Source organism: Caballeronia sp. (assembly GCF_028292365.1).
Taxonomy (GTDB): domain Bacteria; phylum Pseudomonadota; class Gammaproteobacteria; order Burkholderiales; family Burkholderiaceae; genus Caballeronia.
The window spans coordinates 20,027-42,340 of sequence record NZ_JAQGMM010000133.1 but is presented as its reverse complement, the minus strand read 5'-3'; the positions used below and the strand labels follow the sequence as shown (position 1 = coordinate 42,340).

The 22,314-nt window shown below is 62.6% G+C and carries 21 protein-coding genes; 18 read left to right on the top strand and 3 right to left on the bottom strand.

Going from position 1 to position 22,314, the window contains the following annotated elements; genetic code table 11:
- The first annotated feature begins 22 nt into the window (after window positions 1–22).
- On the top strand, window positions 23–1,393 hold the full coding sequence (locus JWR14_RS08230) for a TIGR00366 family protein (RefSeq protein ID WP_299704293.1): 1,371 nt from the start codon (window positions 23–25) through the stop codon (window positions 1,391–1,393).
- 29 nt (window positions 1,394–1,422) lie between these two features.
- Window positions 1,423–2,778 (top strand): 2-hydroxycarboxylate transporter family protein, encoded by a 1,356-nt coding sequence (locus JWR14_RS08225; RefSeq protein WP_299704289.1) that lies wholly within the window; start codon window positions 1,423–1,425, stop codon window positions 2,776–2,778.
- Window positions 2,779–2,780: 2 nt separating this feature from the next.
- On the opposite strand, the gene JWR14_RS08220 is transcribed toward JWR14_RS08225, so the two are convergent.
- A complete protein-coding gene (locus JWR14_RS08220) occupies window positions 2,781–3,680 on the bottom strand; it encodes a LysR family transcriptional regulator (RefSeq protein ID WP_299704285.1) in 900 nt (299 codons plus the stop codon).
- A gap of 122 nt (window positions 3,681–3,802) precedes the next feature.
- Between JWR14_RS08220 and JWR14_RS08215 the strand changes: the two genes are divergently transcribed.
- The 3 genes from JWR14_RS08215 to JWR14_RS08205 are packed head-to-tail and all read left to right on the top strand — an operon-like array spanning window position 3,803 to window position 6,815.
- Window positions 3,803–5,107, top strand: a complete 1,305-nt coding sequence (locus JWR14_RS08215) for a citrate:proton symporter (protein WP_299704282.1) — start codon at window positions 3,803–3,805, stop codon at window positions 5,105–5,107.
- Window positions 5,108–5,134: 27 nt separating this feature from the next.
- On the top strand, window positions 5,135–6,505 hold the full coding sequence (locus JWR14_RS08210) for an acyclic terpene utilization AtuA family protein (RefSeq protein ID WP_299704279.1): 1,371 nt from the start codon (window positions 5,135–5,137) through the stop codon (window positions 6,503–6,505).
- Between the two features lies 1 nt (window position 6,506).
- A complete protein-coding gene (locus tag JWR14_RS08205) occupies window positions 6,507–6,815 on the top strand; it encodes a hypothetical protein (RefSeq protein WP_299704276.1) in 309 nt (102 codons plus the stop codon).
- A gap of 126 nt (window positions 6,816–6,941) precedes the next feature.
- Here JWR14_RS08205 and JWR14_RS08200 read toward each other — a convergent pair whose 3' ends face one another.
- Window positions 6,942–8,579, bottom strand: a complete 1,638-nt coding sequence (locus JWR14_RS08200) for an NYN domain-containing protein (protein ID WP_277042478.1) — start codon at window positions 8,577–8,579, stop codon at window positions 6,942–6,944.
- A gap of 998 nt (window positions 8,580–9,577) precedes the next feature.
- On the opposite strand from JWR14_RS08200, the gene JWR14_RS08195 reads away from it, so the two are divergent.
- From JWR14_RS08195 to JWR14_RS08135, 13 genes are all read left to right on the top strand, one after another.
- The gene (locus tag JWR14_RS08195; RefSeq protein ID WP_299704269.1) at window positions 9,578–10,186 is read left to right on the top strand and encodes an ANTAR domain-containing protein; all 609 of its coding nucleotides are present in this window, start codon (window positions 9,578–9,580) and stop codon (window positions 10,184–10,186) included.
- A gap of 430 nt (window positions 10,187–10,616) precedes the next feature.
- Complete coding sequence (urtC, locus tag JWR14_RS08190; protein WP_299704266.1) at window positions 10,617–11,780, top strand: urea ABC transporter permease subunit UrtC; 1,164 nt, start codon at window positions 10,617–10,619, stop codon at window positions 11,778–11,780.
- On the top strand, window positions 11,777–12,514 hold the full coding sequence (gene urtD, locus JWR14_RS08185; protein ID WP_299704263.1) for an urea ABC transporter ATP-binding protein UrtD: 738 nt from the start codon (window positions 11,777–11,779) through the stop codon (window positions 12,512–12,514). Before urtC ends, urtD begins: the two co-directional genes overlap by 4 nt.
- A 2-nt stretch (window positions 12,515–12,516) precedes the next feature.
- Entirely contained in the window at window positions 12,517–13,206 is a 690-nt protein-coding gene (urtE, locus tag JWR14_RS08180; RefSeq protein ID WP_213764197.1) for an urea ABC transporter ATP-binding subunit UrtE, read from the top strand.
- Between the two features lie 59 nt (window positions 13,207–13,265).
- Window positions 13,266–14,306 (top strand): aliphatic amidase, encoded by a 1,041-nt coding sequence (locus tag JWR14_RS08175; protein WP_213764196.1) that lies wholly within the window; start codon window positions 13,266–13,268, stop codon window positions 14,304–14,306.
- 51 nt (window positions 14,307–14,357) lie between these two features.
- Window positions 14,358–14,810 (top strand): urease accessory protein UreE, encoded by a 453-nt coding sequence (ureE, locus tag JWR14_RS08170; protein WP_299704250.1) that lies wholly within the window; start codon window positions 14,358–14,360, stop codon window positions 14,808–14,810.
- Window positions 14,761–15,480: an urease accessory UreF family protein gene (locus tag JWR14_RS08165; RefSeq protein ID WP_299704247.1), complete on the top strand. Its 720-nt coding sequence runs from the start codon at window positions 14,761–14,763 to the stop codon at window positions 15,478–15,480. Before ureE ends, JWR14_RS08165 begins: the two co-directional genes overlap by 50 nt.
- An 18-nt stretch (window positions 15,481–15,498) precedes the next feature.
- On the top strand, window positions 15,499–16,197 hold the full coding sequence (ureB, locus tag JWR14_RS08160; protein ID WP_299704243.1) for an urease subunit beta: 699 nt from the start codon (window positions 15,499–15,501) through the stop codon (window positions 16,195–16,197).
- A gap of 9 nt (window positions 16,198–16,206) precedes the next feature.
- Window positions 16,207–17,910: an urease subunit alpha gene (gene ureC / locus JWR14_RS08155; RefSeq protein ID WP_366144514.1), complete on the top strand. Its 1,704-nt coding sequence runs from the start codon at window positions 16,207–16,209 to the stop codon at window positions 17,908–17,910.
- Window positions 17,911–17,929: 19 nt separating this feature from the next.
- Window positions 17,930–18,592 (top strand): urease accessory protein UreG, encoded by a 663-nt coding sequence (gene ureG / locus JWR14_RS08150; RefSeq protein ID WP_366144513.1) that lies wholly within the window; start codon window positions 17,930–17,932, stop codon window positions 18,590–18,592.
- Entirely contained in the window at window positions 18,582–19,400 is an 819-nt protein-coding gene (locus tag JWR14_RS08145) for an urease accessory protein UreD (protein WP_299704238.1), read from the top strand. The genes ureG and JWR14_RS08145 overlap by 11 nt, the downstream gene beginning before the upstream one ends.
- Window positions 19,401–19,436: 36 nt before the next feature.
- Window positions 19,437–20,267, top strand: coding sequence for a CbbQ/NirQ/NorQ/GpvN family protein (locus tag JWR14_RS08140; RefSeq protein WP_299704236.1), 831 nt, complete (start codon window positions 19,437–19,439; stop codon window positions 20,265–20,267).
- Between the two features lie 9 nt (window positions 20,268–20,276).
- Window positions 20,277–22,004: a hypothetical protein gene (locus tag JWR14_RS08135; protein WP_299704233.1), complete on the top strand. Its 1,728-nt coding sequence runs from the start codon at window positions 20,277–20,279 to the stop codon at window positions 22,002–22,004.
- Here JWR14_RS08135 and JWR14_RS08130 read toward each other — a convergent pair whose 3' ends face one another.
- Window positions 22,005–22,307, bottom strand: a complete 303-nt coding sequence (locus JWR14_RS08130) for a hypothetical protein (RefSeq protein ID WP_299704230.1) — start codon at window positions 22,305–22,307, stop codon at window positions 22,005–22,007.
- Between the last annotated feature and the right edge of the window lie 7 nt (window positions 22,308–22,314).

Sequence of the window (22,314 nt, the reverse complement as noted above, 5' to 3'; positions counted from 1 at the left end):
AACAATGACAAAGGAGACTGACATGAAACCGGCGAGCGCTTCACCTTCGGGCGGCAGCGGTAAAACGCGCTTCACCAACGCGACCATTGAGCTTTTCGAGCGAGTCATCCCCGACCCGTTCGTTCTCGCCATCCTGATCACTGCGTTCGTCGCGGTGGTATCTGCGTTGTTCGCGCCGCATGCGTCGTTCATGGGGATTGTCGGCGGCTGGTACAAGGGTTTCTTCGATATCCTGACGTTCGCGTTCCAGATCACGCTGATCCTTGTCACAGGTCATGCATTCGCACACGCGCCCCCTGTGCAGCGGCTTTTTCGCGCGGTCGTTTCTCTTGCGCGCACGCCGGTGCAGGCTGCGACGCTTACGTTTGTGTCGGTAGCAGTGGCCTCGTTTTTAAACTGGGGTTTTGGACTCGTGGTCGCGGCGCTGCTTGCGCGTGAAGTTGCCAAGCGCATGCGGGTGGACTTCGCGTGGATTGTCGCGGCGGGGTTCTCGGGCTGGGTCGTGTGGGCGAGTGGCATCTCGAGTTCGATCGCACTCGCGCAGGCGACGCACGGCAGTGCGATGAACGTCGTCGAAAAGTTGACGGGCCAAGTGCTGCCGTTCAGCAGCACCGTGTTCACGGCCTTCAACCTGGTGCCGACAATCGTCATGCTTATTGCCACGCCGATCGTGCTGGCCCTCCTCAAGCCCGCCGATGAAGACATCGTCGTACTCGATCTCGACAAGAATCCTGATCCGCCCGTCAAGATGCGTCCCGCAGGCAAGCTGACGCCCGCGAAGTGGCTCGAATATTCGTGGGTCGGCAGCGCGTTTATCGGTGCAGCGGGGGTGTCGTTTCTCGCGATTGCGTGGACGCACAAGACCGGCTTCAGCGGTGTGAACGCGGTGATCTTCGTAATGTTCATCGCGGGCGTGGTGCTGCACGGCTATCCCCTCGCTTACGCCGATGCCATCAAGAACGCCGCCCGCCAGACCGGCTCGATGATGCTGCAATATCCGCTCTACGGCGGCATCATGGGGATCATGGAGGCGACCGGTTTGCCCGACGTGCTGTCGCACTTTTTCATCGCTATTTCGAACGCGCACACGCTGCCTTTCTGGAGTTACGTGTGTTCGCTGATCGTGACCTTCCTCGTGCCGTCCGGTGGCGGCCACTGGGCAGTGCAGGGCCCGTTCGTGGTGCCGGCGGCGGTGGCGCTGCATGCGTCCGTACCCGGCGCGACGATGGCCGTCGCCATGGGCGAACAGGTGTCCAACATGTTGCAGCCATTCTGGGCCGCGCCGGTGGTCGCCATGGCGGGTGTCGGCGTGCAGCGTGTGCTCGGGTTCACCGTGATGACCTTTTTGCTCGGCGCCGTGGTGTATGGCGCGGCCTTGCTGTTGCTGATCTAGGCGTTCGCTCAAAAAATCCGGAGACTTGAATGGAGACGTCTGAAACACGCAGGGCTCACGCCGCCGCCGCGCCCTCGAGCGCGACGGTATGGAGAGATCGCTGGTGGGTGATATTCGACGTCCGTATCGGCGTGTTGCCTTTGCCGGTGTATATCGTGTTGCTGCTGGTGCTCGGCGCCATGGCTGCCAGCGGCAAACTCGACGCCGATCTGCCGACGGGTATCGCGCTGGTTGCGGTCGGTGGTTTTACCTGCGCCGAACTCGCGCGGCGTATTCCCTGGATCAGGCATATTGGCGCAACCTCGATCTTCGCGGCCTTCCTGCCATCGGCGCTGATTTACTACCACCTGATGCCGGTGAGTATCGTGAAGTCGGTGACGTCGTTCACGAAGAGCACCAACTTTCTCTATCTCTTCATCGCCGCGATTATCGTGGGCAGCGTGCTCAGCATGGACCGGCAGACGTTGATCAAAGGCTTCATCAAGATCTTCGTGCCGGTGTGCGCGGGTTCTCTGGCGGCAGCGCTGGTCGGAACGGGCGTGGGTGCAGTGCTTGGACTCGGTGCGAAGCACACGCTGTTTTTCGTGGTCGTACCGATCATGGCGGGCGGTGTGGGTGAGGGCGCATTGCCGCTGTCGATGGGCTACGCGCAGACGCTTGGTGTCAACCAAGGCCCGCTGTTCGCACAGGTATTGTCGGCGGTCATGCTCGGCAACATTGCCGCTATTTGCTGCGCGGGTTTTCTGAACTACGTCGGCACGAAGAAGCCGGCGTGGACCGGCAACGGCCAACTCACGCGCAATAACGAACCTTCGCCGGCCGATACATCGTCGCCAACGTCTGTGGCGTTTGAATTCGATGTCAGCTCGGTTGCAGCAGCTGGCGCCACGGCCATCGCGCTGTATCTGGTGGGGCAGTTGAGTCATCAATGGTTCGGCTGGCCCGCGCCGGTCGTGATGCTGCTGTTAGTGGTCGCGGCGCAATTGCTGCAAGCGGTTTCTCCCCGCGTGCGCGGCGGTGCGCGATTCATGTATTCGTTCTTTTCCACCGCCGTCACGTATCCGCTGATGTTCGCCATCAGCGTTGCGATGACGCCGTGGGGCGAGATTGTCACGGCGTTTCATTGGGCGAATATCGTGACCGCCGCGGTCACCGTGCTGACGCTGGTGGTGACGGGTTTCGCCGTGGGCCGCCTGATGGGCATGCATCCGGTTGAAGCCGCCATGGTGAACGCCACGCACAGCGGTTTGGGCGGCACGGGCGACGTTGCCATCCTGACGGCCGGCAACCGCATGGAACTGATGCCGTTCGCGCAGATCGCGACGCGCATTGGCGGCGCGATCACGGTGATGGCCGCGCTGGGGGTGTTCGCTTACATTCGGTAGTTTTATTCCTGGCGCTCCACGAGCCCCTTCACGATCACGCCGACAAACGCCTCCATCACGGGCGGCAATGTACGTCCGCGCTTCTTCACGAGCGCGATGGGGCGCACGAACCCCGGTTCATCGATAACCCGCGTCACCAGGGCCGGTTCCGCACGCACCTCTCGCGCTGAGCGGGGCAGGATGGTCACGCCGAGCCCAGCGCGAACCATGGCCACCGCCGTCATCATGTAGGTCGGCTCGCAGGTGGGTACGGGTGCGCAGCCGGCGCGTTCGAACGCGGCGTCCACCACTGCTCGCACGCTCGTTCCCGCCGCCGTCAATACCAGCGGATAGCGGATGATCTCCTCCAGGCCGATTCGCTTGCCCGACGTCAACGGATGCCCGTCCGGACACACGACGCACAGCCGGTCCTCGCCGGCGTGCAGCACTTCCAGCGAGGCATCGGTGACATCGCCGCCGGTCAGTCCCACGTCCACATCCTCGTTCCGCACCAGCGTATTGACGACGCTCGCGACCACATCGCGGATTTGAAACGAGACGTGCGGCAACCCGCGCCTGAAATCCTGGATCAGATCGGGCAGCAAGCTAGCCGCGAATGACGGCAGGCACGCCAGCCTCACCGTGCCGGCGGAGCCGTCGCTGAGCGCGCGGGCGTCGTGGAGAACCTGCTCCATGTCGCCGAGCGACTTTTGCAGGACCGGCAGCAAGTCCCGTCCGACCGGTGTCAATGCGACGCTGCGGCTATTGCGGTCGAGCAGCCGTGCGCCGATCGTTTCTTCGAGGCGCCGGATCTGCACCGTCAACGCGGGCTGCGACAGATGCAGCCGCACGGCAGCGCGCGTGAAACTGCCCGCCTGCGCCACGGCGATGAACGCGCGGATATCGCGGAGATTCAGGTCCATGTTTTCGGTCTATTACAAAATGTGATTACTGCCATCAAATCATTTCAATTGTTTTATCGACGTTCCGAAACTACGCTTGGTTGACACATAAAACAATCGATTAAAAAGATCGGAGACAAACCTTGCTGCCTCTACTTGGCCTCGCCACTATCGTCGTCCTGCTCGCGGCGATCCTTTCAAAACGGATGTCGCCGCTGGTGGCGCTGATCATCGTGCCGATAGCGGCATCGCTCATCGGCGGCTTTGGCTTGCAGACCAGCAAGTTTGTGATTGATGGACTGAAGAGCCTTGCGCCGGTGGTCGGCATGTTCGTCTTCGCGATCCTGTACTTCGGCACGATCACCGACGCCGGCACGCTTGATCCGATCATCGACCGCATCTTGCGCACGGTCGGCACGCGGCCGACGCGCATTGTGATGGGCACGACGTTGCTCGCGCTGCTGATTCACCTCGACGGCTCGGGCGCGGTCTGCTTCCTCGTCACCATCCCCGCGATGCTGCCGCTTTACGACCGTCTCAAGATGGATCGGCGCGTGCTGGCCGCGGCGGCATCGATGGCCGCGGGGATCAATTTCCTGCCATGGACCGGGCCGATGATCCGCGCGTCGGCGTCGCTGCATCTGCCTATATCGGCGTTATTCAATCCGTTGATTCCGGTGCAGATCGTGGGCCTCGTGTTTGTGTTCAGCGTGGCCTGGTGGCTCGGCCGACGCGAGGAGAAACGGCTCGGATACACGGGCGCCGACGGCGCGATTCCTATGCCGAAACGCGAACTCACCGACGAACAGAAAGCGCTGCGTCGGCCGAAGAATTTCTGGTTCAACATCGTGCTGACGCTGATAGTGCTCGGCACGATGGTGGTGATGGGCGAGAAGATTCCGCCGGCGATCATGTTCATGGTCGGGTTATGCGTCGCGTTGCTCGTCAACTATCCGAACGTGGACATGCAGCGCCAGCGTATTGATGCCCACGCACGCGCCGCGCTGATGATGGCAGGCATCCTGCTCGCAGCGGGCGTGTTCACGGGCGTCATGCAAGGCAGCGGCATGCTCAAGGCGATGGCGCAGGCTGCAGTTGGTTTTGTGCCGCCTTCGATGGCCACGCACATTCCGGTCGCACTTGGTTTCCTATCGATGCCACTCAGCATGCTCTTCGATCCCGACTCGTTTTACTTCGGCGTGCTGCCGGTCATCGCGGAAGTGGCGGGGCAACTTGGCGTGCCTGCCGTGCATGTCGGACAAGCGGCATTACTCGGCCAGATGACAACGGGATTCCCGGTCAGCCCGCTCACGCCCGCGACATTCCTGGTCGTCGGCCTGACTGGTATCGATCTCGCCGATCATCAGAAATTCACGTTTCCGCTGTTGTTCGGTGCATCGATCGTGATGACGATCGCGTGCGTCGTGCTGGGCATCTTTCCTCTTTGAGCGCGTTTTTAACGCAAGGAATTGGGTATGACTGCTGCACTCAACGCTGTGACCCAAGCTAGCCGCGTGCGGATCGGCGCGGGCGCGGGTTATTCGGGCGATCGCATCGAGCCTGCCGTCGAACTGGTCGAACACGGGGCGCTCGATTATCTCGTGTTCGAGTGCTTGGCAGAGCGAACTATTGCACTTGCGCAGCAAGTGCGTCGGGGAAATCCAGATCTGGGTTACGACCCGTTGCTCGAAGCCAGGATGCGCGCCGTCTTGCCGGCCGCCGTGCGTAACGGTGTGAGGATTATCTCGAACATGGGCGCGGCGAATCCGCTCGCGGCGGCACGCAAGACGGCATCGATTGCGCGTGAGCTGGGCTTGAGCGGTTTGAAAATCGCAGCCGTGAGTGGCGACGATGTACTCGATGTCGTGAGGCAAGGGGCGTATGTGTTCGAAGAGTCGGGCGATAGCGTTGCTGATTACGACAGCCGGCTCGTTTCGGCGAATGCGTATCTGGGCGCGGAGCCGATAGTCGATGCGTTAAAGGCCGGCGCCGATATCGTGCTCACCGGCCGCGCGGCTGACCCATCGTTATTCACGGCGGCGCTGATCCACGCATTCGGCTGGGCCATGGACGATTGGAACACGCTCGGTCAGGCGACCGTGGTGGGGCATCTGCTGGAATGCGCCGGACAGATCACGGGCGGTTATTTCGCTGATCCCGGTTTCAAGGACGTGCCGATGCTCGCGCGACTTGGCTTTCCGATAGGCGAGGTCGACGCCGATGGCGCTGTCACGATCACGAAGGTCGCGCACGCCGGCGGCCGTGTGACGGAGGCCACGTGCAAAGAGCAACTGCTGTACGAGATCCACGATCCCCGCCGATATCTGCAGCCCGATGTAGTGGCCGACTTCACGCAGGTTCGCGTGGTGGAGGAGGGACAGGATCGCGTACGGGTGAGCGGTGGCCGTGGGACATCGCGGACCGGGACGTTGAAGGTGACCGTGGCTTACGTGGATGGGTTTATCGGCGAGGGGCAGATTTCGTATGGCGGTCCGGGCGCGGTCGCACGGGCGAAACTGGCGCTGGAGATTGTGCGCGAACGGCTGGAGATAACGGGCGTTGCTACGAGCGAACTGCGCTTCGATTTGATCGGTATCGATTCATTGCACGGCGCAACGCTGGGCGAGCGTAACGCGGAGCCGTATGAGGTTCGTTTGCGCGTGGCCGGGCGTGCCGATTCGATGGAGGAGGCAGTTCGTATCGGCAATGAAGTCGAGACGCTTTATACCAATGGTCCGGCTGGCGGCGGCGGGGTGACAAAGACGGCGCGCGAAGTGATTGCCGTGCAGTCGGTTTTGTTGCCGCGCGAACTCGTGCGGCCATCGTTTGAAATGGTGGAGGCTTGAGATGAAATTACGTCTACTTGCTCACTCCCGAACCGGCGATAAGGGCAATACGCTGAATGTATCGGTGATCTGTTACGACGCGCGGTACTACGATCATCTGCTCGCTCATGTCACACCGGAGCGTGTGAAAGCGCATCTGAGCGATGTGGTGAAGGGCGATGTGACGCGCTTCGAATTGCCGGAAATAGCGGCGTTTAATTTTGTGCTCGGACGTGCGCTGGGCGGTGGCGTGACGCGATCGCTTGCGCTCGATGCGCATGGGAAATCGCTGAGTTCGGCGCTGATGGATCTGGAGATTCCGGAGCCGTGAGGCGATGCGTTGTTGCGTTGAGTGCTGCGGCGTAGGCAACCGGACGTTCAGCCACCAACGTGTTCCAGACGTATAACCGTCATCGGCATGACGACCAAGTCATGGCGATGACGCGTCTTCAAACGTTCAATCTTCGCTCGTTGCGGCGGCGGTCTTTCGCGGACGCCGGTTAGCCGGCGCCGTTTTACGCGGGGCCTTTTTCGCTGCCGTTTTCTTTGCCGCGGGCTTGTCCGTGCTGTCGACAGTTTCGGCTGCAGCGGCGCTCTCAACCGGCGTTTCCGGCTGCGTTTTTGCCACGACTTTCTTCGCCGCTGCTTGACGTCCACGTCGCGCCACGCCGGGCTTAGGTGACGGCGCTTCACTTACTTCGCTGGGTTGCGCAGGTGTTTCTTCCGTGCGTTCCACGAACACGAATTCATCCTTAGCTTTCACCGGTAGCGTGAAGAATGGTCGCTCGTCGGCGGCTTCCGCGTGAGTTTCCACATGAGCTTCGAATGGCGGTTCCTGTGCTACATCGAACAGCGGTTCGTGAACCTGCGGCCTTGGGTTCCGATTGTTTCGGCGATTGCGGTCGCGGCCCTGCCTGGGTCGCGCTTCCAGTTGCGGCTCAGGTTGCTGCGCGGTTTGCGGTTCGTCGAAGAGCGGTTCCGCGACTTGCGATCGTTGGTTCGGTCCGTCCCCGCGATCATGCTCGTCACGCGATTCGGAGTGCGTTTCCGGAGGCGTTGCGGATTGGGCATCGCGCGGTTCATCGACGAGGGGTTCGGAAACTTGCTGACGCGGGTTGCGCCCTTTCCTCCGATTCCGGTCGTTACCTGAGTTACCCGAGTTACCCGCATTCCCCGTCTGCCGATTTTCCTTCGGCGCGACGGGCGCCTCGATGTCCCTCACTGATTCAGTGACGGCCACTGATTGCGTGCGAAACACAAACGAACCCGATTTCTCGTCCCGTCCCACTTCGAGCAAACCACGCACCTGCGCTTCTTCCAGCAAATTGCCGAACGCGCGAAAACCGTAGTACGACTCGTTGAAATCGGGTTTGCGCCGCTTGATCGCGCTCTTGAGCACCGATGCCCAGATCTTTCCGCTCTCGCCGCGCTCGGAGGCGAGGTCATCGAACGTTTCCACCGCAATCGCGATGGCCTTGGCCTTGCGTGCTTCGAGTTCCTGCTTGGGCTGGCCGTCCTCAGGTGCGCGTTTTGCCGACGATGCCGTCGCGTTCGCATCTCGTGCGTCGCGTGCTTCACGGGCCTCGCGCGCTTCACGTTTCGCGATGCTGCGTTGCTGCTCGCGGACGAGATCGTCGTAGAAAATGAATTCATCGCAGTTCGCGACGAGCAGGTCGGAGGTCGAGTTTTTCACACCGACGCCAATCACCTTCTTCGCGTTTTCGCGCAGCTTCGAGACGAGCGGCGAGAAGTCTGAATCGCCGCTGATGATGACGAACGTATCGACGTGCGATTTGGTGTAGCAGAGATCGAGCGCGTCGACGACGAGGCGGATGTCCGCGGAATTCTTGCCTGACTGACGCACGTGCGGAATTTCGATCAGCTCGAAGCTGGCTTCGTGCATGGCCGCTTTGAAACCTTTGTAGCGATCCCAATCGCAATAAGCCTTTTTCACCACGATGCTGCCTTTGAGCAGCAGACGTTCGAGCACCGGCATGATGTCGAACTTGTCGTATTTCGCGTCGCGCACGCCGAGGGCGACGTTTTCGAAGTCGCAAAACAACGCCATGCTGACGCTATCAGGGGATGAGGCCATAAGAAACTCCAGCAGGAATGCCGGGTAAGCACGGCAGGTATTAACGAGCGCACATGATATCTGTTTGTGCGCCGGGCTTTAAAAGGAGAGAAACAATCGTGGCGGGGAAGGGCGCTCAGCGGCCTTCGGTTGTGAGTCGCGCCACGCGCATGCCGAGGAAGAGACGTGTTCCGAATTGGGGGGATGTTCGAGGTGGCGATGCCTGGTTTCCTCGCCGCTGACCCGCAGAGGCGAATCTTGATCAACTGCCCCAGCGAACGCTAACCCGACCCAAGTGCGAAAAGGCCGTCTCTGCATACGCAGAAACGGCTTTTCGGAAATGGTGCCGGGGCCGGAATCGAAAAATTCTCCTATCGCTTTACTGGAAAGGGTCCGGGGATTTAACGTTCGAGACATACCGCCAAAAATACCACCAGTCAGGGCACGCTACTTTGAGACGCCCAGAGGCCAAATCGTCCGTTCATGTGGGAACGCCGACTCGCCAGAGCTAGCAATAGGTCAGAGGATAAAAGGGTCCGCATGCTCGCTAACTCACGTTCGAAGCATCAATGCTTCCAGCGAATTGGCGCCGCCGGTGTGCTTCCATTTGACCGCGGGGAGTTTGCCGACCACAGATAGAAATACCTGTCGAATAATCCTACGAAGTTTCACGGTAGGAATTAATATTGCATGACAATAACGCCGTGTGCATACTACGGCTTCGCGAGCAGTCGGCCGGTTTGAGCGAGTCGGCGTTGCAAAAGATCCGGAGGTCGACGCTGGATCGCAATCCGTGAACAGTGGATGAGGGCGGTGGCACAGCTTTCGCTGATGGGGGCAACCCGGCTCCTGGCGACGCCGCCGGGCTTCATCGGGGCGTATCAGCCGGTCGCCATCATTTCATGCCGAACCTTCCCTGCGGGTCGAACGCAAATGAAAGCATTGTCACTCGCAAGAGACTGGTCGACGCAGTTTTCCGCCTTCAATGCCCGAGACGACAATCGTCAGGAGGTGCGGCGATGAAACGCCATCCTTTGCCGAACACGCCTCAGGACCTTCGCGACATTCGCTCGCTGAAGGTCGTGGCTATCCATCCGCTCGACCAGGACGGCGAGGAGTTGCTTGCGCAACTGCGCCGTATCGGCTGCCGCGTGTGCCGGTATTGGCCGGCACCGGCTACGCTTCCGGCGGAGACGGATATTGTCTTCATGGCGGTCCGCCCGGAGGCGCTTGCGGGCAGGTTGACGTGGCTCGAGAGCCCGGATAAGCCGCCCGTGATCCCGGTCGTCAGCTACGAGAATCCAATCTTCATCGATGTCGTCATGAAGTTGAATGCTTATTGCACGGTGCCGTCGCCGGTGCGCTCGTTTGGCGTGCTGACCGCGATCGCCGTATCCCTTCACCAACATAAAAGCCGCCAGGCGCTCGAGCGCTATGCGCAACGCGTCGCGGAAAAATTCGCCGACCAGCGTCAAATCCAGCGCGCCAAATCGATCCTGATGAGCTCACGCAAGCTGACTGAACCGGACGCCTACGAGCTGTTGCGTTCGCGCGCGATGGAGCAGCGGCAGTCACTCGAAGCGACCGCGGAAATCATCATCAAGGCGCATGAGAGTTTGCATTTTTGATGTGTATCGACTTTCCTTCTTTGTGCAGAATGAAGCGTAGGGCGCACGACTAATGTGCGCATAAACCCCACCTTGGTGATCCCGCTTCACCCGTTTCCAGCGATGACACCGGCCAGCACTGCCGATTGCCGGTGGCACGGCTCTTGCAAAACAAAAAGCGCGTGAGTGTACGGTCGGTCCGCCGATAGTCCCCTTGCGCCCAGCGCACCGGTCGCGGTTTCACCCGTGCGTTCACATCCATTCCGTCACCCGAGACAAAGGCGTCTCGGATGACATCGGCCAAAAAGCCCGACAGCCAGGTTAGCCCTGGCTGTCGGGCTTTTTTTTCCGCGTCCGCAGGCGATCAAAGCGCAATACAGAGGCGTACGCAAGCTTTGGCGCTTTGACTTCCGGTCCATCGGACACACTGAAATCGAGGCAACGCAGAAACATGAAAGATCTTCCTCTCTCTTCGACACGCGGGGACGCAACGAACGCAGTGGCAACGCCTGCCGGCTGGCGCGGCGCGCTCTTGCTGGACAAGTATTCGGTCCTGATCCTGGCGCTGCTGTTGCTGATCGCGATCCCGGCGCTGACGGGCGCGTTCCGTCTGGGTCTCTTCGCGAAATATCTGAGCTTCGCGTTCTGCGCTGTCGGACTCGTCCTGACCTGGGGTTATGGCGGCATTCTCAGTCTTGGCCAGGGCATCTTCTTCGGGCTCGGCAGCTACATGATGGCGATGTACATGAAGCTCGAGGCGAGTTCGAACGATCCGGCGGCCGCCGTGTTCGGGGGCAGCGGTCCACCCGTGCCCGACTTCATGACGTGGAACAGCATCGACAAGCTGCCATGGTGGTGGGCCCCGTTTGAGCACGGATGGTTCGCACTCCCGGCGATCCTGATCATCCCCACGGTCATCGCATTCGTGCTCGGCTACGCCAATTTCAGGAAGCGCGTGGGCGGCGTGTATTTCTCGATCGTCACGCTGGCGCTGGCGTCGATCATGTCGATCGTGATCATCGGCCAGCAGGGGTACACGGGCGGCGTCAACGGCATCACCAATCTGCCGACCTTCATGGGGTACAGCGTCCAGAGCAACACGGCGACGCTGATCATGTACTACGTCACGTGTGTGCTGCTGCTGTGCGCGGTGCTTGCGGGCCGCTTCATTCTCAGGAGCCGGCTGGGCAAGGTGTTGATCGCCATTCGCGACAGGGAAGACCGCATCCGCTTCTCGGGCTACGATCCCGCGCTCTTCAAGGGCTTTATCTTTGCGGTTGCCGCGCTGTTCTCCGCGGTCGGCGGCGCGATGTTCACGCTGCAGGTCGGCTTTGCCTCGCCGTCCGTCTGCGGGATCGTGCCGTCCATCGAGATGGTGATCTATGCGGCGGTCGGCGGCCGGCTGTCGCTCGTCGGCGCGGTGTACGGTACCGTCATCGTGGGCGCGGCGAAAAGCTTCCTGTCTGAAAATTTCGTGGGGTTCTGGGTGTATTTCATCGGCGCGCTGTTTATCTTCGTGCCGATGTTCCTGCCGAAGGGACTGGCCGGGACCATCGACTGGTTACGCAACCGCGAGCAGATCCGTCAGGATAAGACTCACGGAGGCGCGCAATGAGGCCGATGATCCTGGCGGTGGAAGACCTTACCGTCTCCTTCGATGGCTTCAAGGCCGTGGATAGCCTCAATTTCTACGTGGAAGAGAACGAACTGCACGTGGTGATCGGACCGAACGGCGCAGGCAAGACCACGTTACTGGACATGATCTGCGGCAAGACGAAGCCAACCAGCGGCCGGATCGAGTTCAAAGGGCTGTACCTCGAAAAGATGCTGGAATACCAGATTACGCGCGCGGGGGTGGGCCGGAAATTCCAGAACCCGATGGTCTATGAGGACCTCACCGTCACGGAGAATCTCGAGATCTCTTATCCGAAGAAACGCGATGTCATCGGCTGTCTCTTCTTTAACCGGACCGAAGAGGTCCGCGACGAAATCGATCGCATCGCGGCGATGATTTTTCTCGACGATCAACTCGATCGCAAAGCTGCCTTGCTGTCGCACGGGCAGAAGCAGTGGCTGGAGATCGGGATGCTGCTCATGCAGGATCCCGAACTATTGCTGCTGGACGAACCCGTTGCGGGCATGAGCGCGAAGGAACGCGAACTCACGGGCGTGCTCCTGCGCAAGATTGCCGAAGGCCGCTCGGTGGTCGTGATCGAACACGACATGGAATTCGTGAAATCGGTCGCCCATAAGGTCACGGTGCTGCACCAGGGCAAGAAGCTCGCGGAAGGCAGGATGGAAGAGGTTCAGAACGACCCGCGGGTCATTGAAGTTTACTTGGGACACTGACCATGCTTTCTGTCGATAACCTCAATGTCTTTTATGGCGAGAGCCATGTGCTGCACGACCTGAGCTTCGATCTCGCGGCGGGCGAGACCGTCGCGGTCATGGGACGCAATGGCATGGGCAAGACGACCCTGCTCAAGGCGCTGATCGGCATGATCCCTTCGCGCAGCGGCCATATCACGCTCAACGAGCGCGACCTCGTGAAGGCGAAGAGCTATGACCGCGTGGGCGCGGGCTTCGGCTATGTGCCGCAGGGCCGCATGATCTTTCCGTACCTGAGCGTGGAAGAAAACATCCTCTCGGGCATGGATCGCTTTAAGCGTCCCGTGATTCCCGAGTACATCTTCGAATCGTTTCCCGTCTTGCACGAGATGCGTCACCGCCGGGGCGGCAACCTGTCGGGCGGACAACAGCAGCAACTGGCGATTGCGCGCGCGCTGGTCTCGGAACCGAAGGTGCTGATCCTCGATGAACCGACCGAAGGCATCCAGCCATCGATTATCAAGGACATCGCACGGGCGCTGAACCGCCTGAAAAAGGAGCGCGACTTTGCGTTGATCGTCTCCGAGCAGGTACTGACTTTCACGCTTGAGATCGCGGACCGTTTCCTGATCATCGAGAAGGGACGCTTCGTGCACAGCGACCGGCGCGAGAACGTCGATGCGGACCGCATCATGCGCTACCTGACTATCTGATTGACCCTTTGCTGTTCCAGGCGCCCCGACAGGCGCCCACTATCCACGAGGAGATGGCCATGATGCATGGTGATATTTCAAGCAGTCTCGATACGGTCGGCGTTGCGGTCGTGAACTACAAGATGCCGCGCCTGCATACGAAAGCGGAGGTGCTCGCGAACGCGCGGAACATCGCGGAGATGCTCAAGGGCATGAAGTCCGGTCTCCCCGGCATGGACCTTGTGATCTTTCCGGAGTACAGCACGCACGGGATCATGTACGACCAGCAGGAGATGTACGATACGGCCGCCGCCGTGCCCGGCGAAGAGACGGCGATCTTTGCGGAGGCGTGCCGGAGCGCCAAAGTGTGGGGCGTGTTCTCGCTGACCGGCGAGCGCCATGAGGAGCACCCGAACAAGGCGCCTTACAACACGTTGATCCTGATGAATGACCAGGGCGAGATCGTGCAGAAGTATCGCAAGATCATGCCGTGGGTGCCGATCGAGGGCTGGTATCCGGGCAATTGCACGTATGTATCGGAAGGACCGAAGGGCATGAAGATGAGTCTCATCATCTGCGATGACGGCAACTACCCGGAGATCTGGCGCGACTGCGCAATGAAGGGCGCCGAACTCATCATCCGTTGTCAGGGCTACATGTACCCGGCCAAGGAACAGCAGATCATCATGGCGAAGTCCATGGCGTGGGCGAACAACGTGTATGTGGCGGTGGCGAATGCAGCCGGTTTCGACGGCGTGTATTCGTACTTCGGCCATTCATCGATTGTCGGCTTCGACGGGCGCACGCTCGGCGAATGCGGCACCGAGGAAATGGGCATCCAGTACGCGGCGCTCTCGAAGAGCCTGATCCGCGACGCGCGCAAGAACATGCAGTCGGAGAACCACCTGTACAAGCTCCTGCATCGCGGCTATACGGGCAAGATCAATTCGCGCGAGGATGCCAATGGCGTGGCCGAGTGTCCGTTCGATTTCTATTCGAAGTGGATCACGGACCCCGAGGCGACCCGCAAGATGGTCGAGGACCTGACGCGCAGCACGCCCGGCACCGAGGAGTGTCCGATCCCGGGCATTCCGAACCCGTCAGACCTCACGCACCGGTAACGCGCCATGAGGACTTATACGTCCATCGTAGGCAGTGCGTCCGACCCGCGTGTGGCTGATCTGCTGCATGCGCTCGCGCATCGCGGCGGTGTGGATACGGTCACGCTCGCCGCCGACGATATCCGCCGCCACCGGTTGCGGGTGCGCACGCAAGGCGGCGACGAATGCGGCATCGCGCTCGATCGTCAGACGCATCTTTTCGACGGCGCGGTGCTGCATCTCGATGCTGACCGGGCGCTCGTCGTGCGGACTGAGAACACGCGATGGCTGCGCCTGCGCGCGCGGGACAACGCCGCTGCTCTCGAGCTCGGTTACTTCGCGGGCAACATGCACTGGGCGGTGCGTTTCGACGGCGACGTGCTGGAGGTGGCGCTCAAGGGACCGGTCGATGATTATCGTTCGCGGCTGGCCCCGCTGCTCGACGCGGGACGGATCATCGAGCTGATGCATGAGCATGAGCAGCACCCTCATCACCATCACGACCACGCGCACGCCCATGAGTGACTTCACGAGTCTGCTCGCGAGCTTCCAGCATTCGGACAGCTTCTTTCCGAGCGGTTCGATGGCCTTCTCATGGGGTCTCGAAGCGTTGCTGCAGGACGGACTGGTGAAAGACGCGCGATCGTTGCAGGTGTTTGTCGAGGGACAGGCGCTCGCGCGCTGGGCGAGTCTCGATCAGGGCATAGTCTGCGCCGCGTGGCAGGCCGATTCCTTCGACGCCTGGCTCGACGTCGACGCGCTCGCCGAGACCGTGACCTTGCCCGAACCGATGCGAAAAGGGGCGCACCGCCTCGGACGCACGCTCGCCGATGTCCACGCCCGGCTCGACTCGTCCGTTGCCGCCGAATTGCGCGCCGCGATCATCGCGGGGCGCACGCCGGGGCATCTTTCGGCCGTGCAGGGACGACTGTGGCGCAGTTTCGGCATCAGCCGGGATGAAGCGCGCGCCATGTCGGCGCACGCAGCGTGCACGGGCGCGGTGAGCTCGGCGGTGCGGCTCGGTATCGTCGGGCATCTCGATGCGCAGCGGATCCTGACGCGCCTGCGTGAGCCGCTGGCGAGCGTGCTGGAAGCACCGGCGCCCGCCATGGACGATCTCTGGTCGAGCACCTTCGCCGCCGACATTGCCGTCATGCGGCGCCATCGCCACGAAGCACGGCTCTTTGCCAACTGAACCGAGAGGAATGCGCGGATGTTGCTGACACCGACCGAATACGAACGCCTCACGCTCTTTACCGCTGCGCAACTGGCGCGCCGTCATCGTGACAAGGGCCTCAAGCTCAATCATCCGGAAGCGGTCGCGATCATCGCGGACGAGATACTGGAAGGCGCGCGCGAAGGCCGCAGCGTGGCGGACCTGATCGCCTATGGCTCGACGCTGCTGACCGAAGACGATGTCCTGCCGGGTGTCGCCGACCTGCTGCCGATGCTGCAGGTCGAAGGATCGTTCCCCGACGGCACCAAGCTCGTCACGGTGCACCAGCCCATTCGCGCGGGCACCCAGCCGCCGGTCGCCGACACCCTCGTGCCGGGCGAACTGCTGGCCGCCGATGGCGATATCGAACTGAATGCCGGCCGCGAGAAGGCCGTGCTTACCGCGATGAACACCGGCGACCGGCCGATCCAGGTCGGCAGTCATTTCCATTTCTTCGAAGTGAATCGTGCGCTGCGCTTCGATCGCGCGGCCGCGTTCGGCATGCGGCTCGACATTCCCGCCGGGACCGCGGTGCGCTTCGAACCGGGCGACAACAAGGAAGTCACGCTGGTTGCCTTCGGTGGCTCGCGCGAAATATTCGGCCTCAATGGTCTGACCGACGGCGCCGTCGCCGAAGCGGGCTTGCGTGAAGCCGCGATCGGCCGCGCGGCTGCGCGCGGCTTCAAGGGAGCGTGAATGGTCACGATGACACGCAAGGCCTACGCCGAGATGTTCGGTCCGACAACGGGCGATGCCGTGCGTCTCGGCGATACCTCGCTCCTCGCCGAGATCGAGCACGACTTCGCGGTGCCCGGCGATGAATGCCTGCACGGCGGCGGCAAGACCCTGCGCGACGGCATGGGCCTGAAAGCGGGACATGACAGCGCTGACGGCGCGCTCGACATGCTGATCTGCAACGCGACGATCATCGATCCGGTGCTCGGGGTGATCAAGGGCGATATCGGTATCAAGGAAGGGCGCATTGTCGCCATCGGCAAGGCCGGCAATCCGCAGGTCATGGATGGCGTGCACCCGAAGCTCGTGTGCGGCGTGGCGACAACTGTCAAGGATGCCGAAGGATTGATCGCGACTCCAGGCGGCATAGATGTGCATGTGCATTTCGACTCGGCCCAGCTATGCGAGCACGCGCTGGCATCGGGATTGACCACGCTGATCGGCGGATCGCTCGGGCCCATCACCGTGGGTATCGACTGTGGCGGGGCGTGGAACGTCGGACGCATGATGCAGGCCTCCGAGCACTGGCCGATCAACTTCGGCTTCCTGGGACGCGGCAATTCGAGCAAGCCGGGCTCGCTTGTCGACCAGCTGCGCGGCGGTTGCCTGGGGCTCAAGATTCACGAGGACTGGGGCGCGATGCCGGCTGTCATCGACACCTGTCTCACCGTGGCCGATGAATACGACTTCCAGGTCCAGTTGCACTCGGACACGCTCAACGAATCGGGCTTTCTCGAAGATACCATCGCGGCCATGAAGGACCGCACCATCCACATGTATCACACGGAAGGCGCGGGGGGCGGCCATGCGCCGGACATCATTGCGGTGGCGGGACGCATGAACTGCCTGCCGTCGTCCACCAATCCGACCAACCCGTACACCATCAATACATTCGATGAACATCTCGACATGATCATGGTGTGCCATCACCTGAACCCGGCGGTGCCCGAGGACGTCGCGTTCGCAGAGTCGCGGGTGCGCGCGCAGACCATCTCCGCCGAGGACGTGCTGCACGACCTGGGCGCGATCTCGATGCTCGGCTCGGACAGCCAGGGCATGGGGCGCATCAATGAAGTGATCTGCCGGACCTGGCAGCTTGCGTCGAAGATGAAGGACCAGCGCGGACGTCTGTCCAGCGAGCGCACGGCGCGAGGCGACAACGAGCGCATCAAGCGGTATATCGCGAAGTACACGATCAACGCGGCGCGCACGTTCGGCATCGCGGATACGGTGGGCTCGCTCGAAGACGGCAAGCTCGCTGACATCGTGTTGTGGCGACCGGCGTTCTTCGGCATCAAGCCGGAGGTCGTGATCAAGGGCGGGTTCATCGCGTGGGGCGCGATGGGCGATTCGGCGGCCTCGCTGATGACCTGCGAACCGCTCGCCATGCGTCCGCAATGGGGCGCGTTCGGCCGGGCGCCGTCTTCGCTGGCGGTCAATTTCGTCAGTCCACTCGCGCTCGATGCGGGCGCTGCCGGCAAGCTCGGGCTTGCGCGCCAACTGGTCGGCGCCCATGGTACGCGGAAGCTCACGAAGCGCGACATGCTGCACAACGACGCCTGCCCGAACCTCACGGTCAATCCGCAGACGTTCGACGTGATGATCGACGGGCAGATCATTCGATGCGACCCGGCGCACGAAGTGCCGCTGTCACGGCGCTACATGTTGCGCTGAAGGACCAGGGAGACATTTGATGCCAGGTGAAATGGAAACATTCGGGATTGAGCAAACCACTCTGCCTGCGGGACGGGCGGCGAGGGTGGGTATCGGCGGCCCGGTGGGCTCCGGCAAGACGCGCTTGCTCGAACAATTGATCCCGCGTTTCGCGGCGCGCGGTATCGACCTTGCCGTGATCACCAACGATCTCGTGACGCGCGAGGACGCCGAGCGCGTGCGTCGCAGCGGCCTGATCGATCCGGCGCGCGTGCTCGCGGTCGAGACCGGTGCGTGTCCGCATACCGCGATCCGCGAGGATCCGACGCTCAACCTGCAGGCCGCCGATGAACTCGACGCGCAGTTTGCCGGCCTGCAACTCGTGCTGATCGAGTCGGGTGGCGATAACCTCGCGTCGTCGTTCTCGCTCGACCTGGTGGACTACTGGATCTTCGTGATCGATGTCGCCGCCGGCGACGATATCCCCCGCAAGCGCGGTCTCGGCGTCGTGTCGTGCGATCTGCTCGTGATCAACAAGTTCGACCTCGCGCCCTATGTGGGCGTCGACCTCGAGCGCATGGTGAAGGAGGCGCGCGAGGTGCGGGGCCAGCGCGCGGTATCGCTCACCAACTGCTCGACCGGCGTGGGTGTGGATGCGGTCGTCGATGCGATCGTGGCGAACGTGCTCTTCGATGCGACTTGAAGCGCCGCCGGCCGCGCTCGGCCTCTCTCGCCCGCAACTCGACCTGTGCTTCTCGCGCGCGCCGTCCGGGACGACGTATCTGTCGCGGCAGCGCGCGGGGTACCCCTTTCACGTGGGACGGGTGCTGACGGCCGAGGGTGGCGCGCGCGTAATCGTGCAGTCGTCCTCAGGCGGCCTGTTCGAGGACGACGACGTTCACCAGCATCTCGTGGCCGCCCCCGGTGCACATGCCCGGGTGGAAACGGCGGCGGCGACCATCGTTCATAGCATGACGCGGGGCCGCGCGATTTCGCGCGTCGTTATCGAGGCGCACGACGGCGCGCGTCTCGACTGGTTGCCGCATCCGTCGATCCTCTTTCCGGGGGCGAGACTGGCCAGTCATATCGATGTGAACCTGCATCCGGGCGCGCGCATCCTGGTGGCCGACTGCTACACGTCGCACGATCCGGGCGGGTGCGCGCGGGCGTTCGGTTCTCTCGATGCCGCAGTGTCCGTGCGCAACGGCGCGGGTCGCCTGCTGGCACGCGACCGTTTTTTTCTCGATGGCGCGTCGGACCGGCCCCTTGGCGGCGTGCGTCAGGTCTTTACCGCGCACGGCGGCCTGATGGTGCTGACCTTCGACAAAACCGAGGCCGCCGCCGTCGCCGACGCGCTAGAACGCGCCATGCAAGATGCGTTCTACGCGGGCGCGGGCCTGCTGCCCAATCATTGCGGCGCGTTCGCGCGCATCCTCGCGACCGACAGCCAGTCCTTGCGCGCAACGCTGGCGCGCGCGATCGATGCGGCGCGCCACGTGTTGCCGTCCTGACGGCATGTCCGCCCGCATTCAACTCAAGGAGCGTCCATGACCCGACCTCACCCGGCGTCCGCTACCGAACCGCTCGACGCATGGCGGCTTTCGCGGGAGCCGTGGTATTGCCCCGTGCATCGGGAAACCGAGTGGTTCACGGCGGCTTATCACGCCCGGCTGCCGATCATGCTGAAAGGGCCGACCGGCTGCGGCAAGACGCGACTCGTGGAATACATGGCGTGGCAACTCGGGCGTCCGCTCGTCACGATCGCGTGCCACGAGGACATGACCGCGGGCGATCTGGTAGGACGCTATCTGCTCGACGGCAACGGGACTTACTGGCAGGACGGTCCGCTCACGCAAGCCGTGCGGCATGGTGCGATCTGTTATCTGGATGAAGTCGTCGAAGCGCGCACTGACACGACCGTGGTCATCCATCCGCTGACCGATTCGCGTCGCATCCTGCCCGTCGATAAATGCGGCGAAGTGATCGCGGCGCATCCCGACTTTGCCCTCGTGATTTCGTTTAATCCGCACTACCAGCATGTATCGAAGGACCTGAAGCCCTCCACGCGGCAACGCTTTGTCGCCATCGACATGCACTGGCCGGAAGCGGACGTGGAGGCCGGGATCGTGGCGCACGAAACTGGCGTGAGCGTGGACGTCGCCCGGCAACTCGTGACGCTCGCCAGCCGCACGCGCGCGCTCGATGACGCTTCTCTGCCTGAAGGCGCCTCCACGCGCATGCTGATCTACGCCGCAACGCTGATCGCGGGCGGGATGGACGCGGCGTCGGCATGCCGTATCGGCGTGATCCAGCCGCTGACCGACGACCCGGACCTGAGCGCCGCGCTGATCGCCGTGGCCGCCGGCATAGTCGGCTAGGTGACGAAGATGAAACTCGCCGAACAAGGTTCTGTGGATGCCGCGACGCGCGTGCTGGGCTTCTACCTCAAGGCGGCCTGGAACGTCGCGGCGCAGGTTCAGCCATTGATGGCCGCGCGGGAAGATGGCGAGCTGCGCGCGGATCGCCCGGTGCTGACCGATGCGGTCCTGTTTCTGCCCGACGCACACCTCGCGTGCGATGGCGGGGTCGACGAACGGCGCTTCTATCTTGCCAGTACCGCCCACGCGGCCGCTCACCTGACGTGGTCGACCGTGCGTTACGAGCGCGGCAAGCTCCGGCCGCTCCAGGTGGCGCTGGTCGGTGCGATCGAGGACGCGCGGGTCGAGCGGCTGGCTATGCAGCGCTATCCCGGGCTGCGCAGCTGGTGGCTGCCGTTTCACCAGACCGGCCCGGGCAGCGTGAAGACGGCGACGGCGCTGATGGCACGTCTGTCGCGCGCCTTGCTCGATCCGCTCTATGCCGACGATGACGGCTGGGTGAATAAAGGCCGCACGCTGTTCGACGGCGCGTTTCGCGACACCAATGGTTTGGACCCCTTGATATCGCGCGAACTCGGCAACCTGCTTGGCAACGATCTGGGCCAGATGCGGGTGCAGTTCAATGCGAAGACCTATGCGCAGGAAGCGCCGTATCGCGACGACAACAGCCTCGTCTGGCACGCGGAGCCGACGCCGATTGCGCCTGCGCCCGACGATGCACCGGCTGAGCGCAACGCATCGATGCAGGCATCGCGGGACCTGCGCAACCTGCAGGCCGACGATGCCGCGCCGCCCCAAAAAGTTGCCGATAGCCCCGGTGAAGTTCACGCGTCGGGCCCGGATGGGCGCGACGACGAGACGCCGTTCACTGTCGTGTCGGTCGCGCGGTATCGCGAATGGGACTACGTGATCCGGCGCTATCGGGCGAACTGGTGCCGCGTCGAGATGCGGCGCGCCGAGCCACCCGATGCGACGATCGTAGCCCCGCAGCCAGATGACGCCGCCGGGCGCCGCGTGCGCGCGATGTTGCGGGCGGCACGGCATCGCGTGGTGGCGGGAAGGACGCGTGCGCACGAAGGAGACGTGCTCGATCTCGATGCCTGCATCGCAGGCCGCGTCGATGCGCGACGCGGCGCAGCCGACGACTTCAAGGCGTTTGTCACCCGGCGAATGCGCCCGGAGAGCGGGCCGCTGGCGGTGCTGCTCGACCTGTCCGCATCGTCGGGAACGGCGGGGCGCATGCAGGGCGCACTGGCATCGAGTTGCGTGCTCGGACGCGCGCTCGCCGCGAGCGGGCGCCGCTTCGCGCTGTACGGCTTCCATTCCGATGGCCGTGAGCGCGTGCTGATTCATCTTTTCAAGGATTTCGACGATGCCTGGAATCCCGCCGTCGAACAGCGATTGATGCACGCGACACCGGGCCTCTCGACGCGTTTTGGCGCAGCGCTCCGGCATATGGGCGAGCAACTCCGGCCGCAGATGACGACAGGCTTACCGGCCTCGGTATGTGTTGTGTCGGATGGCGTGCCCTATGACATCGACAGCTTCGACCCCCGCTATCTGCGCGATGACATGCGCCGCGCGATCGGCGAACTGGCAGAGCAGGGGATTCGCTGCGCGTGCCTGTCGCCTGATGTTGCCTCGCTCGATGTGGCGGCCGCCATGTTCGGCCGCAATCGCCTTGCGTTGCTGACCGAACCCGCCGGACTCGCGAACGCACTCGGACGCGTGACATGATCAGGCGTTGACCGTACGCTTCCTGTACATGAACACGAAGCGCGCGGGGGTATCGCCGATAGTCGGCCACGCGCGTTCCAGCCGGTACCGCGACGTCATGAATTCAATAACCGCGCGGGCCGCTGCCGGCGACAACGCTGGCTTCCACATCCAGATATCGTCAGTGCGATCAAGCGCGAGTTCCCCGAACAGCGAGCTGTCCGGATCGCTGGCCGCGCCGATCACCCAGTCTTCCATGCGGGCGCCGAATTCCTTGATATAGCTGAAGCACTCGAACTTGATCTGTTGCACGCTGTAGTTCATCGTCGTC

What these genes read in the sequence shown, in the direction of transcription:
- JWR14_RS08135 (WP_299704233.1), top strand. Translation starts at nt 20,277, where the DNA reads ATGAAACTCGCCGAACAAGGTTCTGTGGATGCCGCGACGCGCGTGCTG.
- JWR14_RS08230 (WP_299704293.1), top strand. Translation starts at nt 23, where the DNA reads ATGAAACCGGCGAGCGCTTCACCTTCGGGCGGCAGCGGTAAAACGCGC.
- ureB (WP_299704243.1), top strand. Translation starts at nt 15,499, where the DNA reads ATGTTGCTGACACCGACCGAATACGAACGCCTCACGCTCTTTACCGCT.
- urtD (WP_299704263.1), top strand. Translation starts at nt 11,777, where the DNA reads ATGAGGCCGATGATCCTGGCGGTGGAAGACCTTACCGTCTCCTTCGAT.
- JWR14_RS08130 (WP_299704230.1), bottom strand. Translation starts at nt 22,307, where the DNA reads ATGAACTACAGCGTGCAACAGATCAAGTTCGAGTGCTTCAGCTATATC.
- JWR14_RS08205 (WP_299704276.1), top strand. Translation starts at nt 6,507, where the DNA reads ATGAAATTACGTCTACTTGCTCACTCCCGAACCGGCGATAAGGGCAAT.
- JWR14_RS08140 (WP_299704236.1), top strand. Translation starts at nt 19,437, where the DNA reads ATGACCCGACCTCACCCGGCGTCCGCTACCGAACCGCTCGACGCATGG.
- ureC (WP_366144514.1), top strand. Translation starts at nt 16,207, where the DNA reads ATGACACGCAAGGCCTACGCCGAGATGTTCGGTCCGACAACGGGCGAT.
- JWR14_RS08195 (WP_299704269.1), top strand. Translation starts at nt 9,578, where the DNA reads ATGAAACGCCATCCTTTGCCGAACACGCCTCAGGACCTTCGCGACATT.
- JWR14_RS08220 (WP_299704285.1), bottom strand. Translation starts at nt 3,680, where the DNA reads ATGGACCTGAATCTCCGCGATATCCGCGCGTTCATCGCCGTGGCGCAG.
- ureG (WP_366144513.1), top strand. Translation starts at nt 17,930, where the DNA reads ATGCCAGGTGAAATGGAAACATTCGGGATTGAGCAAACCACTCTGCCT.
- urtE (WP_213764197.1), top strand. Translation starts at nt 12,517, where the DNA reads ATGCTTTCTGTCGATAACCTCAATGTCTTTTATGGCGAGAGCCATGTG.
- JWR14_RS08200 (WP_277042478.1), bottom strand. Translation starts at nt 8,579, where the DNA reads ATGGCCTCATCCCCTGATAGCGTCAGCATGGCGTTGTTTTGCGACTTC.
- JWR14_RS08175 (WP_213764196.1), top strand. Translation starts at nt 13,266, where the DNA reads ATGATGCATGGTGATATTTCAAGCAGTCTCGATACGGTCGGCGTTGCG.
- JWR14_RS08210 (WP_299704279.1), top strand. Translation starts at nt 5,135, where the DNA reads ATGACTGCTGCACTCAACGCTGTGACCCAAGCTAGCCGCGTGCGGATC.
- urtC (WP_299704266.1), top strand. Translation starts at nt 10,617, where the DNA reads ATGAAAGATCTTCCTCTCTCTTCGACACGCGGGGACGCAACGAACGCA.
- JWR14_RS08225 (WP_299704289.1), top strand. Translation starts at nt 1,423, where the DNA reads ATGGAGACGTCTGAAACACGCAGGGCTCACGCCGCCGCCGCGCCCTCG.
- JWR14_RS08145 (WP_299704238.1), top strand. Translation starts at nt 18,582, where the DNA reads ATGCGACTTGAAGCGCCGCCGGCCGCGCTCGGCCTCTCTCGCCCGCAA.
- JWR14_RS08165 (WP_299704247.1), top strand. Translation starts at nt 14,761, where the DNA reads ATGAGCAGCACCCTCATCACCATCACGACCACGCGCACGCCCATGAGT.